General features: G+C 51.8%; 10 protein-coding genes. 8 read left to right on the top strand and 2 right to left on the bottom strand.

What is annotated here, in order from left to right:
- Positions 1-95 precede the first annotated feature (95 nt).
- Positions 96-980, bottom strand: coding sequence for a cell division protein FtsX (locus tag FYJ73_RS04430; protein ID WP_154533501.1), 885 nt, complete (start codon positions 978-980; stop codon positions 96-98).
- Positions 981-1,159: 179 nt separating this feature from the next.
- Here FYJ73_RS04430 and FYJ73_RS04425 point away from each other — a divergent pair, with 179 nt between their 5' ends.
- The 6 genes from FYJ73_RS04425 to lpxA all read left to right on the top strand — a co-directional run bounded on the left by FYJ73_RS04425 (position 1,160) and on the right by lpxA (position 9,729).
- Positions 1,160-1,927 (top strand): radical SAM protein, encoded by a 768-nt coding sequence (locus FYJ73_RS04425; protein WP_154533500.1) that lies wholly within the window; start codon positions 1,160-1,162, stop codon positions 1,925-1,927.
- A 112-nt stretch (positions 1,928-2,039) separates the two neighbouring features.
- Positions 2,040-2,621, top strand: a complete 582-nt coding sequence (locus tag FYJ73_RS04420; protein ID WP_154533499.1) for a GNAT family N-acetyltransferase — start codon at positions 2,040-2,042, stop codon at positions 2,619-2,621.
- Positions 2,622-2,864: 243 nt separating this feature from the next.
- Positions 2,865-4,064: an efflux RND transporter periplasmic adaptor subunit gene (locus FYJ73_RS04415; protein WP_154533498.1), complete on the top strand. Its 1,200-nt coding sequence runs from the start codon at positions 2,865-2,867 to the stop codon at positions 4,062-4,064.
- Between the two features lie 140 nt (positions 4,065-4,204).
- Positions 4,205-7,477: an efflux RND transporter permease subunit gene (locus FYJ73_RS04410; protein WP_154533497.1), complete on the top strand. Its 3,273-nt coding sequence runs from the start codon at positions 4,205-4,207 to the stop codon at positions 7,475-7,477.
- Between the two features lie 22 nt (positions 7,478-7,499).
- The gene (locus tag FYJ73_RS04405) at positions 7,500-8,891 is read left to right on the top strand and encodes an efflux transporter outer membrane subunit (RefSeq protein ID WP_154533496.1); all 1,392 of its coding nucleotides are present in this window, start codon (positions 7,500-7,502) and stop codon (positions 8,889-8,891) included.
- Positions 8,892-8,952: 61 nt separating this feature from the next.
- The gene (gene lpxA / locus FYJ73_RS04400; RefSeq protein ID WP_154533495.1) at positions 8,953-9,729 is read left to right on the top strand and encodes an acyl-ACP--UDP-N-acetylglucosamine O-acyltransferase; all 777 of its coding nucleotides are present in this window, start codon (positions 8,953-8,955) and stop codon (positions 9,727-9,729) included.
- 201 nt (positions 9,730-9,930) lie between these two features.
- Here lpxA and FYJ73_RS04395 read toward each other — a convergent pair whose 3' ends face one another.
- Positions 9,931-10,845 carry a glycosyltransferase family protein gene (locus FYJ73_RS04395; protein WP_154533494.1) on the bottom strand — a complete coding sequence of 305 codons (915 nt, stop codon included), beginning with the start codon at positions 10,843-10,845 and terminating at the stop codon, positions 9,931-9,933.
- Between the two features lie 251 nt (positions 10,846-11,096).
- On the opposite strand from FYJ73_RS04395, the gene FYJ73_RS04390 reads away from it, so the two are divergent.
- Both FYJ73_RS04390 and FYJ73_RS04385 read left to right on the top strand, forming a co-directional pair.
- Positions 11,097-14,432, top strand: coding sequence for a SusC/RagA family TonB-linked outer membrane protein (locus tag FYJ73_RS04390; RefSeq protein WP_154533493.1), 3,336 nt, complete (start codon positions 11,097-11,099; stop codon positions 14,430-14,432).
- 40 nt (positions 14,433-14,472) lie between these two features.
- Positions 14,473-16,038 (top strand): RagB/SusD family nutrient uptake outer membrane protein, encoded by a 1,566-nt coding sequence (locus FYJ73_RS04385; RefSeq protein WP_154533492.1) that lies wholly within the window; start codon positions 14,473-14,475, stop codon positions 16,036-16,038.
- Positions 16,039-16,041: the final 3 nt, after the last annotated feature.

Below are 16,041 nucleotides of genomic sequence, written 5' to 3'. Positions count from 1 at the left end.
TTCCATGTTTCCTATTCCACCATTATTCAGTATGTCTTTGAGACTGCGGAAGAGGGAATGAAATCTTGCTTGCTGATCAAGCAAGAGATCTTTCATTAAATCTTATAGAGTTCACCTGCCTTCATCTTCAGGAAGCGGTTCACAGAGATGGAAGCACAGATGGCCGTAATGATAATGCCGAAAGCAATCACTGCTACTGCCGTAATAGTCATCTCGCGCCATGTCACGATGTTCAAAATCTCCGGCTCGTAGCGATACAGCGCATACATGCATCCCCCCAAGACAGCAATGGCCAGCAGCGCAGCCAGCAGTCCTGTCAGGACGGCACGGCGGATAAACGGCCCACGGATAAAGCTCCAGGAGGCACCGACGAGCTTCATCGTGTGGATGGAGAAGCGGCGGGCATAGATACCGAGCTTCACGGTGTTGTTGATCAAAGAGAAGGATACAAAGGTGAGCAAAGCCGCAATGACCAGTAGAATGATGCCGATCTTCGCCAGATTGCGGTTCACGGCATCCACCAAGTCTTTCTGATAGTTGATTTCCGATACCTTTGGATAGCGTTTCAACTGGGCTGAGATCCATTTCAGTGAGTCATTGTTGGCATAGTCGCTCTTCAAGGTCAGCTCTACAGATGAGGGGAAGGGATTGATGCCATCGGTAAATTCTGAAGGATCGGCTCCCATCTGACGGGTAGCATCGGTCAGTGCTTCGTGTTTGCTGATGAAGTGCACTTGCTTGATATAGGGCTGTTGCTTCAAGTGAGAGCACATGGTCATGGCTTCGTTGTCACTCATATCCTGCTCCAGCATCATGGTGACGACAAGGTTCTCTTTTACATACGACGAAAGATTGCGGCCGGTGAGTGTAGAAAACACGACAAGCCCCAACAGCACAAGCACCATGGCTGTGCTGATACACAATGTAACAGCTTGCAGACGCCCAGTGTGCCTGCTTACCTTATTTCTTTTCTTTCCCATTGCAGTGGTCAATAATCTTGCATATTTGGATACAAAGTTAATCAAAATCTTAGAGAGAAAGAGATGATTAACTTGCATTAACCAAATATTCAAGAAGAAAAGCACCGAGAATGATATATTTTTATTATCTTTGCTCAAGAATTCTGATAAGAATCGAGAATTAAAGTAAGAACAGAATTATGAGTACTGTTATTTATCCAAGTCCCATTTACGGCCCAGTGCACAGCCGTCGTTTAGGACTAAGCTTAGGTGTGAACCTGATGCCGGCAGACGGGAAGATATGCACCTTCGATTGCCTGTATTGTGAATGTGGCTTCAACAAGGACCGCCGCACACATTCCCCTCATCCTACAAGGCAACAAGTGGCGGAAGCCTTGGAAAAACAGCTCATCAAGATGCACGACGACCAGCAGCATCCCGACGTACTGACCTTTGCAGGCAATGGGGAGCCCACCAGCCATCCGGAATTTTCCGGTATCATTGACGACACAATCCAGCTGCGCGACAAATGGTGCCCCAAGGCAAAGATCAGCGTACTGAGCAATGCTACCTTCTCAGGGCATGACGACATCCGCCAGGCTTTGCTCAAGGTGGACAACAACATTCTGAAACTCGACACGGTCAACATGGACTATATCCGCAAGGTGGACCGCCCGACACAACCATCCTACAATGTGAAGGATATCATCGAGAACATGCGGTGGTTCAAAGGACACGTGATTATCCAGACAATGTTTATGAAAGGCGATGGCACAGACAACACGGGTGAGGAATATGTTGCGCCATGGCTGGAAGCCGTCAAATACATTCAGCCCCAGGAAGTGATGGTCTACACCATTGACCGTGAGACACCAGACCAGAAATTGCGCAAGGCTTCGCATGAGGAACTGGATGCGATCCGCGACCGTGTCATCGCATTGGGCATTCCCTGTACGGCCTCGTATTAAAGCTATAGACCGTTTCTCAACCCAAGAGCTGCCTCACCACATCCCAGCAAAAGAAGGCTTTCTCTTTATTAACGCTTGACTTCTGTCGAGCTGACAACAAAGATAAGATTATATGAACATCATTCCTGCATCTGCAGAACAAGCAGAGTCGATCGCCTCTCTCATCATGATGGCGATGAACCATGAGTGCTGCCAGAACTTCGCCGGCCCGCAACACTCCTTAGCGGACTTCCACCGGATGATGACAACTCTAGTCAGAAGGGAAGACAGCCAATACAGTTACCGCAATGCATGGGTAGCCCTCGATGACAAGACAAAGAACGGCAAGCCCGTCGTAGCCGGAGTCATTGTGGGCTACGACGGTGCTGACCTGCGAAGATTGCGAGAAGCTTTCCTGCAAGCAGCCAAGAAATACCTGGATCAGGACTTCAGCGGCATGGACGATGAGACACAGGCTGGTGAGTACTATATCGACTCTCTTGCCGTAGATACACGCTATCGTCACCAAGGACTCGCCACGTTGCTGCTGAGAAAACTCATCGACCAAAAGGGACGGAAACAGCCTGTCGGCCTTTTGGTCGACAAAGGCAATCCCAGCGCAGAACGTCTCTATCACCGCCTTGGCTTTGAATATGTCAACGACACTACATGGGGTGGACACGAAATGCGGCACTTGCAGACGACAATAAGTTAAGCTGCTTTTCAAAGCTACGCATTTACTGTTTATTTTTTCCAAGGCAAAGGTAATGCTAAATAAACATGTAAACGCCTAATTGTTAGTGTGAATACAAAAACACGAACGATTGTTAAAAAACTCCTACGACGCTTTGAGTTTTCATCTATAATGGTTACCTTTGCAAGGTGAAAGGAGAGATTCTGTCCTGCTCCAAATTCTTTTTAAAACTTCAAAGAAATTAAACGTTATATATAAATAGGTATGAAAATCAAAAATTGTATGTTCGTAGCCTTGGCTGCGCTCTCTCTTGTATCATGTGGTAAGAAGGGCGGAAACAGCTTGGCTGACCTTCAAGACAATGAGTTTGCCGTAAGCACTGCAGGCGAGTCAAGTGCCAGTATGCAGTCTACTTACCCGGCAACCATCAAGGGTATTCAGGATGTGGAGGTGCATCCCAAGCTTTCGGGCTATATCACCAATGTGTATGTTCATGAAGGACAATATGTACGTGCCGGTCAGGTGATGTTCACCATCGACAGTGAAACCTATCGCGCTGCTGTGAACCAGTCGCGGGCTGCGCTGAATACCGCCATCGCACAAGCCAACACAACGAAGCTGACCTACTTGAACAACAAGAAGCTCTTTGCTCAGCACATCATCGGCCAGTACGAGTTGGAAACGGCCTTAAACAGCTACAAGACCGCTGAAGCTCAAGTAGCCCAGGCACGTGCCAGTCTGGCTTCCGCCCGCGAGACATTGGCATGGTGCACCGTGACGGCTCCGGCATCAGGCGTTGTCGGCTCTCTGCCTTTTAAGAAAGGTGCACTCGTGTCAGCTCAGAGCACACTGACAACCGTCAGCGACGTCTCCACCGTGGAAGTGTTCTTCTCTATGAGCGAGCCGGACATCCTCAGCATGTCAAAGACGGCTGGCAGTGTTGCCGGTGTACTGCGCGAGATGCCTACTGTGAAGCTGCAGCTTGCCGATGGCACTACTTACAACCAGCCGGGACGTGTCGTAAAGATGAGCGGCATCATCGACGCCACCACAGGTGCCTATACACTGATTGCACACTTCCCCAATCCCCAGGGACTGTTGAAGAGTGGCGGTGCCGGACAGATCATTGTGCCGCATGTAAGCAACAACATCATCAGCATCCCACAGGAAGCTACCTCACAGGTTCAGAACAAATACTTCGTCTATAAGGTAGACAAAGACAACAAAGTGAAATACACCGAGATCACTGTCAGCCCCCAGAACGACGGACTTACCTACATCGTCACTTCCGGACTGAATGCGGGTGACCGTTATGTATCGAAAGGCATCAGCAAACTCACGGATGGTGAGAAGATCAAACCGCTCACAGAAGAACAATATCAAAAGAAAATCGACGATGCAGCCAATTTGTCCAAAGAACAAGGATCAGCAAAGGGCTTCGTCAAAGCGATGACGGGAAAATAAGGTTGAATGTTGAATGTTGAATGCTGAAAGGCTTCAACGATGACGGGGATGCATTCCTGCAAGAATCATCTTTGAACTCTCATCATTCAACATGAATATCACTCAACATCAATTATTCATCATTCAACATACATTCAAACATGACATTTACCAATTTTATCAAGCGTCCGGTACTCTCCACCGTGGTCTCCATCCTGCTTGTCTTGCTGGGTTCTATCGGATTGGTGTCGCTTCCTATTGAGCAATATCCGGACATAGCACCTCCTACTATCATGGTGCAGGCCAGCTATCAGGGTGCTGATGCGCAGACGGTAATGAAATCTGTCGCCGTGCCTCTGGAGGAAAGCATCAACGGTGTGGAGAACATGACCTACATGACCTCACAGACCACCAACGACGGTATGTGTATGATCACCGTGTACTTCAAGCAGGGTGCTGACCCGGATATGGCTGCCGTGAACGTGCAGAACCGTGTGTCGCAGGCTCAGGCCCTCTTGCCTTCTGAAGTAACGCAGGTCGGTGTGACCGTCACCAAGCGTCAGACCTCCAACGTCATCATGTACGCTCTCACCTCTGACGGCCGCTACGACGGTCAGTTTGTCACGAACTACAACAACATCAACATCGTTCCGGTCATCAAGCGTATCAATGGTGTGGGCGACGTAAATAGTCCTTCTACCGCCAACTACTCCATGCGCATCTGGCTCAAGCCAGATAAGATGAAAGAATACGGACTTATGCCGTCAGACATCCTCGGTGTATTGGCAGAACAGAATATCGAGGCTGCACCGGGTAAGTTCGGCGAGAACTCCAACGTAGCTTACGAGTACACCCTGCGATACAAGGGACGCTTGTCAGAGCCTATACAATATGAGAACATCATCCTGACGAGCAAGACCACAGGCCAGACATTGAAGCTGAAAGACGTGGCCAAGATCGAGCTTGGCTCTCTGATGTACAACGTGAGTCTGATCAACGACGGTATCCCTGCCTGTATGGGTATGGTGCAGCAGATTGCAGGCTCCAACGCCACACAGATTGCCACAGACGTGAAAGCTGCACTTGCAGAGCAGCAGAAGAGCATGCCGCCGGGGATGAAGACGGTGATCATGTACGATGTGACCGACTTCCTCTTCGCATCCATTCAAGAGGTGTTGATGACGCTGTTCATCACCCTGGTACTCGTGTTCATTGTGGTGTATGTCTTCCTGCAGGACCTCCGCTCGACGCTCATCCCTATGATTGCCGTGCCGGTGGCCTTGATAGGTACCTTCTTCTTCCTGTGGATCTTTGGTTTCTCCATCAACCTCTTGACGCTATCTGCCTTGCTGTTAGCTATCGCCATCGTGGTGGATGATGCCATCGTGGTCGTCGAGGCCGTACACGCCAAGCTCGACCAAGGTTACGACAACTCGCTCACGGCTGCTATCGATGCCATGAATGAGATCTCCAGTGCCATCATCTCCATCACGCTCGTCATGGCTGCTGTGTTCGTCCCTGTATCGTTCATGGGAGGTACGAGCGGCACATTCTACCGCGAGTTCGGTGTGACAATGGCTGTAAGTATCGTCATCTCGGCTGTCAACGCCTTGACTTTGTCTCCAGCACTTTGCGCCATGTTCTTGAAGCCGCACCAAGCAGAGGAGAACGAGAGCAACAAGAGCTTTGTGGCTCGCTTCCACGCTGGCTTCAACCGCGTATTTGAGAAGACCACCAATAAATATAAGCGGGGTGTTGAGCACGTGATCAATCACCGCATCATCACAGCAGGTATTGTGGCAGTGGGTATTGCTGCTCTTGCCATACTGATGAATACCACAAAGACAGGCCTTGTGCCAGATGAGGACACGGGAACGATCTTCGTGACCATCTCTGCCAATCCGGGAACTTCCCAGGAGCGTACCAAGCAGATAGTGGACGAGGTAGACAAGATGCTGGCCAACAATCCGGCTATCCTTCACCGCAATGCCATCATCGGTTATAACTTCATTGCCGGTCAGGGTTCAGACCAGGCAACGTTCATCATCAAGCTGAAGCCCTTTGAAGATCGTGCCGGTGGCATCACCGACCGCATCAAGCGCGCTATCCACGACAAGGATCCCATGGCACTCGTGGTCAATCCTTATGAGCAGAACTCCGTGCTGGGTATGATCTACAAGCAAACGGCAAGCATCAAGGACGCACAGATCCTGGCCTTCGGTCCTCCTATGATTCCAGGCTTCTCCGTACAGAACGGTGTGACCATGACCATGCAGGACAAGACAGGCGGCGACCTGAACAAGTTCTTTGAAGTGACCAAGAGCTTCCTGGCAGAGCTGAACAAGCGTCCGGAGATCCAGCAGGCCATGACCTCCTACAACCCTAACTATCCTCAGTATATGGTCGACGTGGATGTTGCCAAGACCAAGCAGGCCGGCATCTCGCCCAAGATAGTGCTCTCTGTGCTTCAAGGATATTATGGCGGTCTGTATGCTTCTAACTTCAACGCCTTCGGCAAGCTCTTCCGTGTGATGGTCCAGGGCGATGTAGCCAGCCGTATGACACCGGAAGGCCTGACCCGCATCTATGTGCGCACCGCCACAGGCGATATGGCACCGGTGAGCGAGTTTGTCAAACTGCAAAAGGTCTATGGCCCGTCCAACATCAACCGCTTCAACCTCTTCACCGCCATCAACGTCAGTGTCAACGCCAACGACGGTTATTCATCCGGCCAGGTGATGAAAGCCATCGAGGAAGTGGCCAAGGACAATCTGCCCGACGGCTATGGCTATGAGTATTCAGGTTTGAGCCGTTCCGAGGCAGAGTCGAGCAACTCTACGGCACTGATCTTTATACTCTGTCTTGTGTTCGTCTATCTGATTCTGAGCGCACAGTACGAGAGCTACATCCTTCCGCTGTCTGTATTGCTGTCCGTACCATTCGGTTTGGCGGGTGCCTTTGCCTTCACCAACCTCTTTGGGCACAGCAACGACATCTACATGCAGATCTCACTGATCATGTTGATCGGTCTGTTGTCAAAGAACGCCATCTTGATTGTGCAGTTCGCTTTGGAGCGTCGTGAAACTGGTATGGCTATCAAATACTCTGCCATCCTTGGTGCTGCCGCCCGTCTTCGTCCTATTCTGATGACATCGTTGGCCATGGTCATCGGTCTGTTGCCGCTGATGTTCGCCTCTGGTGTGGGCAAGAACGGCAACCAGACGTTGGGTGCTGCCGCCGTCGGCGGTATGCTCATCGGTACGCTGATTCAGATCTTCGTCGTGCCGGCTCTGTTCTGCATCTTCCAGTGGTTGCAGGAGAAGATCAAGCCGATGAAGTTCGAAGACGAAGAGAACGAGGAGGTCAAAGCAGAGCTTGAGCAGTATGCCCACGCCGACAAGCAAGAGCCTTACATCGACGCGTATACAAAGTAACACAATGTAGAGTTTCTATATCATGAAGATATATCATTTCATACTTACAGGTCTTGCAGCCGTCGCCATGACGGGCTGCAAGAGCCTTTACGGCAAATATGAGCGGCCACAGGTCAACACGGCCGGGCTGGTCCGCGACGCGGTGAGCAACACCGACACACTTGCCGTGACCGACACCACCAGTTTCGCCAATATCCCGTGGCGCTCGGTGTTCACAGATCCACAATTGCAGTCGCTCATCAGCACATGCCTGACCAACAATCCCGACCTGCTCAACGCGGCTCTCAACGTAGATATGGCAGAGGCGCAGCTCAAGGCTGCCAAACTTGCCTTCTTGCCGGGCATCTCGTTCACGCCGCAGGGAACCATCTCCTCATGGGATTACAACAAAGCCGTCAAGACCTACCAACTGCCCATCAGTGCCAGCTGGGATGCCAACCTCTTTGGCAACCTCACAGCCGCCAAGCGTGCCGCTCAGGTCTCCATGCTTCAGACCAAGGACTATCAGGTGGCTGTGCAGACCAAGCTCATCGCCAATGTGGCTAATATGTACTATACCCTGCTCATGCTCGACAAGCAGCTGCAGATCGTCACCGACATGGAGAAACTCACCAAGGACACGTGGGAGATCATGAAAATCCAACACCAGTCGGTAGCTGGGGTGCGCTCTACCGCCGTGCAAAGTGCCGAGGCCAACTATCTGAGCGTACAGACACAGAAGGAAGATCTCAAAAGACAGATCAGAGAGACAGAGAATAGTCTCTCGCTGCTGCTCGGTCAGCAGGCTCATGCCATCCCACGCGGTGATCTCGACAGTCAGAATCTTCCCACTAATTTCTCAACGGGGGTAGGCATTCAGTTGCTCAGCAACCGTGCCGATGTCCACGCCAACGAGATGGCACTCGCCAAATGCTTCTATAACGTAGAGGCTGCCCGCGCTCGTTTCTACCCGTCACTGACCATCAGCGCTACAGGGGCCTTCACCAACAGCGGTGGCTTGGGCATCACCAATCCGGGCAAGATGCTGTGGTCGGCCGTGGCATCGCTGACACAGCCTATCTTCGCCAAAGGTCAGCTCAAAGCCGGACTGCGCGTAGCCGAGGATCAGTACAAACAAGCCTACAACACCTGGCAGAACAGTGTGCTGTCGGCAGGAAGTGAAGTCAGCAACGCTCTGGTGCTCTACAACACATCTGAAGCAAAAAGTCAACTGGAAGAGAAGCGCATCGCCGTGCTCAAGCGCAACGTGGAAGACACGAAGAGTTTGATGGCCAGCGCAGGCTCTACCTATCTCGAAGTCATCACCGCCGAGAGCAACTTGCTCAACTCACAACTCAACAAAGTACAGGACGACTTCAGCAAGATGCAGGCTGTCGTCAACCTCTACTATGCCCTGGGCGGAGGAGCGAAATAAGTGTTGAACGATGAGTGTTGAGTGATGAATTGATTCAATGACGAAAAACCAAATTTGAATTATGAACAACATCAGTGATAAAGCCGTAGTATCGCCCAAGGCGAAGCTCGGTGACAATATCAAGATATTCCCCTTCGTGTATATCGAGGACTATGTGGAGATCGGCGATAACTGTGTCATCTTTCCCTTTGTAAGTATTCTCAACGGCACGAAGATAGGCAAGGACAACAAGTTGCATCAAGGTGCCGTCCTCGGTGCCCTTCCCCAGGACTTTGCCTTCAAGGGTGAGCGCAGTGAGGTGGTTGTCGGTGACAACAACGTGATCCGCGAAAACGTCATCGTCAACCGTGGTACGCACGAGGGAGGACAGACGGTGATTGGCAACAACAACATGCTCATGGAGGGTGTACATATCAGCCACGACACCAAGATCGGCAACTTCAATGTCTTTGGCTATGGTACGAAGATTGCCGGTGACTGCCAGATCGGCGACGGTGTCATCTTCTCATCGTCGGTCATAGAGAATGCCGGCACGCGCGTTGGCAACCTGGCCATGCTCCAAGCGGGAACCCGCTTCTCCAAGGATGTTCCCCCCTATGTCATTGCGGGCGGCAACCCTATTGAGTATGCAGGCCCCAACAACACCATGATGGAAGCCTGGCATATCGAAGAGCGTATCCGCAAACACGTGGCCAACGCTTACCGTCTTGTCTTCAACGGCAAGGTGAGTGTCTTCGACGCTGCCTTGCAGATCCGTGACCAGGTGCCCGACGGGGAACAAGTCCGCAATATCATCGAATTCCTGAACTCCACACAGGTCGGCATCATATCGAAATAAAAAAAGAAAGGCGAAATCGCCTTGTTGTTTTTATTAAAGACTGACAGCGCAAGCTTCTTGCTGTTTTCTGTCATCTCTCTATATATAAATAAGGTGTGGCCAATAACGCAAAGCCCCGGATGAAAACATCACCCGGGGCTTTATCATTGTATAACAGTTGACCATGCCGGCAGGCTGGTCATCCGCTAAGAAAAACTGCTGTTAGAAGAGCTTGTTGGGGTATACACCCTCGTCAACAAGCTGCTGGATGCGGGCTACAGTACCCGGGCGGTCAGCGGAATAGGTGACACCGAACCACTTGCTCGTCGTGTCGAGCACTTCGCAGGTAGCCTTACCCTCATTGATCAACTTGTTCACCACCCAAGGAATCAGGTACTCTGCCTTAGGATTGGCCTTGGTCTCAGGTGCATCGAGGAATTCTTTAAAGTACTTGTCGCTGTACTCGAAGTATTCCGGAGTGAAGCCCCACACGTTCATACTGACTGGTGTGGTGTCAGCAATCTCCACCCACTTGCCGTTCTCGTCTTTATAAGCCACATTGCCGTCGGCCTGACGCTCGATCTCAGTACGCTCCACGCAACCGGTGAGCAGGTTCTCGGCATTCTTCGAGCACACGCCGCGTGACACAGAACCATTGTCGCTCAGCGTGTTGCCTACGCGGAAGCCCACCATAGCATACTTACCTTTGCTGTCCTCAGGGAGTTCAGAGAGGAACTTGCCAATGACCTTGAAGCAGTCGCGGTTATAGAAGTCATCGCAGTTGATCACACAGAAAGGCTCGTGGATCACCTCTTTGGCCATCATCACAGCATGGTTGGTACCCCATGGCTTTGTGCGGCCCTCAGGAACAGAGTAGCCCTCGGGAATCTTGTCGAGGCTCTGGAACACAAGCTCGCAGGGAATATGTCCCTCATATTTAGAAAGGATCTTCTCACGGAAGTCCTGCTCAAAATCCTTGCGGATCACCCAAACGATCTTACCGAAACCGGCCTGAATCGCATCATAGATACTGTAGTCCATGATAGTCTCGCCGTTGGGACCCAGACCGTCTAATTGTTTCAAACCACCGTAACGGCTGCCCATACCGGCAGCAAGCAGTAATAATGTAGGTTTCATACTGTGTATTTTTAAATCAGTTAGAAAATGTGCTTCCTAAAGCATTGCAAAGTTACGGTAAATAAGCGAAAGAACAAAAAGAATCTCTTCTTTTTTGTTTTTATCGCTCACCATTCGTATTTTTGAATTCTTTTTAGTATTTTTGCACCATTTACAAGCACAGAAGACATCGTATTCACACAAGCATTAAATATATTTCACGCTATAATCATTCATTATCATACTCTGAGAGTAACCAAACACCATCGCTTATGAAAAGAACAGTCCTGCCTCTACTGCTGACGCTGTTGCTGATGCTGACAGCGCTGACAGCAAACGCGCAGAATGACGTGAGGCTCTCCATGGAGTTCAACAACGAAGACCTGCCCAGCGCACTGGCGCGGTTGGAGAAGAATTCCAGTTACCGTTTCCTCTTCACCTACGAAGACTTGGAGCCTTACCATGTCCGAGGGACGGTACACAACGCGCCTTTCCTGGCTATCGTGGACTTTCTGTTGAAAGGAAAGCCGCTGAAATATACGATCGACGGAAAGTTTATCAACATCTCTAAGGTCAACAGCACGGAGAACCAAACAGAAAAGCCCAAGTCCGGTAAGCTGGAGTCTGTCGGCGGATATGTCTATGACGTGGCCACGAAAGAGCCGGTGATCGGTGCACAAGTGAGGATTCTCGGTACGAATATCGCCACAGTGACAGATGTCAACGGTGCGTTCAGCTTCGACTACCTATTGCGTGGCGGCGAGTCTGCCCAGATCAGCTACGTAGGCATGAAGACCCGTGTCGTGAAGATGACCAAGATGATGAACATCGGACTGGAATCTGATGTCAAGCAAGTCGGCGAGGTTGTCGTCACCGGCATCTTCCGCAAAGCCAAGGAGAGCTACACCGGTGCTGTCTCTACCGTAGGCAAGGAAAAGCTGGAAATGTTCCGTGGCAGCAACCTGCTGCAAACACTGAAGAACGTGGACGCCTCGCTCAACTTCCCCATCAACAATGTTGCGGGTAGCAACCCGAATGTCTTGCCTAACCTTGACATCCGTGGCACCTCTACCCTACCAATGAACGTAGAGGAGTTCAACACCAATGCTGAACAGACAGTCAACACACCACTCATCATCCTCGACGGTTTCGAGATCAGTCTGACCAAACTCATGGACTACAACGACGACCAGATCGAGAGCATCAACATCCTGAAAGATGCTGCCGCCACAGCCATTTACGGTTCACGTGGTGCCAACGGTGTCATTGTCGTTGTCACCAAACAACCCAAGGAGGGCCGTCTCCGTGTGACGGCAAAAGCCGGCATCAGCCTGCAGATACCAGATCTTTCCAGTTATCACCTTCTTCATGCAGCCGACAAACTGCGGTTGGAAAAGGCGGTCGGACTGTATGATCCCGACAAGCTCGACGACAAGCTCAGATATGCCGAGTACTACGACGAGCGTCTGCAACAGGTGCTCAACGGTATAGACATCGACTGGATCCACAAGCCCGTCCACACCGGCGTGGGTCAGAACTACAATATCCGGTTCGACGGTGGCGCCGGCGCTTTCCGCTGGGCCGCCTCCTTAGGCTACAACGACATACAAGGAGCCATGAAGGGCAGCAGCCGTAAGAACCTCAATGGCGACATCACCCTGATGTACAGCGTCAAGAACCTGATCTTCCGCAACTACACCAGCGTGACGAGCAACCACGCTAATGAAAGCAAGTACGGCTCGTTCCAGGACTATGTCGACATGGAGCCCTACAACAGTCCGTACGACGAGAAGGGTAATCTCGTCAAGACTTTCTATGATTACAACCACAGCAAGAATCTCATCGGCAATCCGCTCTACGACGCTTCGCTCAACACCATCAACAAGAGCGAGTACTTGCAGTTGATCAACAACTTCTCTGTGGAATGGCAGATCCTGGAAGGACTGCGACTGCGTGCCAAGCTCGGTGTGACCACCAACCGCAGCAGCTCCGACTATTTCCTGCCGGCCGAGAGCTCCTACTTCACTTCCGACGATTACCAGACCGCCAGCGGACAGCTGCGCAAAGGCCTGTACACTTACGGCAACGGAACCGACAACCTCTTCAGTGCCAACGTGACGGCCAGCTACTCACGCACGTTTGCTGACAAGCATCAGATCTATGTCGGTGTGGACTACTCGATGAGTGACGAGAAGCTCTACAACTACAGCTTTACGGCAGAAGGTTTCTCCAACTCCAATCTCAACCTCATCTCCAACGCTGCACAGTATCAGCTCGACAGTCATCCCAAGGGCGACCGCACCAAGACACGACTGGTAGGCTTCACGGGCAACGCCAACTACACCTACGACAACCGCTACTATATCGACCTCAGCTACCGTGTCGACGGCAGTTCGAAGTTCGGCAGCGACAAACGCTTCGCACCCTTCTGGAGCACCGGCATCGGCTGGAATATCCACCGAGAGAAGTGGATGAAAGACCAGAATATCTTCAGCAATCTGCGCCTGAAGGCTTCCTATGGTATCACGGGAACGCAGAACTTCACCACTGAGAGCGTGTACACTACCTACGACTACTCCAACGACAACCGCTATCTCAGTTGGGCTGCCGCACGAATGATGGGACTGGGCAACAGCTCTCTGACCTGGCAGAAAACCAAGGAAGTCAACATCGGCACAGAGATTGGTGTTCTTGACAACCGCGTCACCGCTGAATTCAACTACTATATCAAGACCACGAGCAACCTGCTCTCTGCCATGGACCTGCCCTTGAGCAGCGGATTCTCGCAGTACACGGCCAACGTGGGCAAGATGCGCAACAACGGTTTCGAGGCATCGCTCAACGCTTACATCATCCGTGACAGCAAGCGGCGCCTCAACTGGATGGTGGGCGGACAGATGGTCTACAACAAGAATAAGATCATCAGGCTCTCTGATGCCATCAAAAACCAAAATGAGCAGTATCTCGCGCAGAATGTCGACGTGAGCAATCTCTTCTACGAGGGGCGCCCGCTCAATGCCATCTATGCTGTACGCTCAGCTGGCATAGACCCAAGTACCGGCCAGGAAGTGTTCTACGATCGTAGTGGCAACCTCACCAGCACATGGAGCGCAAGCGACAAAGTCTATCTCGGTCCCTCGCAGCCATTGTGGCGAGGCAACTTCCGCACGATGGTGATGTGGCACGACTTCACGTTCAACGTCTCCTTCGGCTATCACTGGGGCGGCAAGCTCTACAACTCTACGCTGCGCGACCGCGTGGAAGTGACCAAGAACGTCATCGGCTCGAAAAACGTCGATGAGCGTGTGCTCTCCTCGCGCTGGATGCATCCCGGCGACGAGACTTTCTTCCGCAACTTCGACGATGAGACGACCACACCACACGCTACGTCACGCTATGTCTTTGACGACCGTGTGCTGGAGCTGCAGAGCGTCAGCCTGCAATATCGTTGGAACAACAGTTGGCTGCAACACCACACGGGGCTGGAGTCTCTCGTCTTTGGCATCAACGCCTCTGATCTGTTCTACTGGTCGTCGGTCAAGTATGAGCGAGGCACCAGCTATCCCTATGCCCGCAACGTGCAGGGTACAGTCACGCTCACCTTCTAATCGTTTTTTCATTTAGAACCATACACCATATTATATAAATATGAACACAAGATATTTTCATTGGTCCCTGTTGTTTCTCGCCTTGGCAACACTCTTGGGTTCTTGCTCTGACTGGCTCGATGTGAAGCCGGAGACTGAGGATCGGGAGAAAGACCTCTTCACTTCCTATCAGGGTTTCAAGGACGCACTTGCCGGATGTTACAGCACGATGGCGGGAACAGACCTCTATGGCGAACGGCTGACCATGACCGACGTGGAGTGTCTGGCTTGTTTGTGGGACGCACCCAACCAGACTCAGATGCCCGAAGCGTATGCTTTCCACAGCCACTTCTATACTTCGCCCGACGCAGAGAGTGCCATCAAAGCGATCTATGGCGGGCTCTTCAATGTCACGGCTCAGGCCAACAAGATCCTGCAACATATCGACAACGGTGCCATCACCGATCCCGATGCCCGCAACGTCATGGAGGGAGAGGCTCTCGCCCTGCGCGCTTACTGCCAGTTCGACGTGCTGCGTCTCTTCGGACAGATGCCACAGCAGCAGGGCACGGCCGTCAAGTTGCCCTACGCCACCAAGTCCGACATCCATGAGTTGGCAGCCTGGTACGACTTCAATAGCTATGTTAAGATGCTCTACCGCGATCTTGACAAGGCCGACAGCCTGCTGAAGCTTTCTGATCCTATCACCAAATACAGCATCGATGCCCTCAACCAACAAGGCACCGACGCTGCCAAACTCGACGACGACTTCATGACCTACCGTCAGTTCCGGCTCAACTACTATGCGGTGAAGGGTGTCCTCGCCCGCCTCGACCTCTACGTCGGCAACCGCCAGCAGGCCTACAACGATGCCATGGCAGTGATCAACGCCCAGGTCAACGGTCAGCCGTTCATGACACTTGCCGGCAACAAGGATCTCGGCATCACTGTCGATGGCTCGCTGACCTCCTATGCGACCCTGCCCGACGAGTGCGTCTTCGCCCTGAGCAACCGCAAGCTCTCTAATTACGCATTCTCGCTGTTGGGCAACGGAGGCTTGGCCGTCGACGAGGGCTCCTCGCTGCATATCACAACCAACATGCTCGACAAGCAGCTCTACAACGGCCGCAACACCACCAGCGACAACCGTTATCTCTATGTTTGGAACCACGACGCCCACAACGCTTCGGGCAAGAAGGTGCCGACTCTGACGAAATACTTCTACAACACGGCATACTACAACACATCCGCGCGCTACAACACGCTGTTGACCAAGGTTCAGCTCATGCCGATGCTGCGTCTTTCCGAGCTCTATCTCATCGCCATCGAGAGCACCGACGATCTCGCGCAGGCCAACAGTCTGTACAAGACCTACATGCAGTCGCACAATGTCAACATCACCGACGACTTCAAGAGTCTCAATGCCGTCAAAGAGGAACTCGAATATGAATACACCCGCGAGTTCTATGGCGAGGGTCAAACCTTCTATGCCTACAAGCGTTGGGGCGTGACATGGATGCTCTTCGGCACTGCACCGATGAAGGAAGCTCAGTATGTGCTGCCGTTGCCCAACACCGAGTTCGACCCTAATGCCGCCTCCAGCGGCACCTCTTCCACCACTAAATAGGCT

The organism is Hallella mizrahii (assembly GCF_009695775.1).
Taxonomy (GTDB): domain Bacteria; phylum Bacteroidota; class Bacteroidia; order Bacteroidales; family Bacteroidaceae; genus Prevotella; species Prevotella mizrahii.
This window is presented reverse-complemented; position numbering and strand designations above follow the sequence as displayed.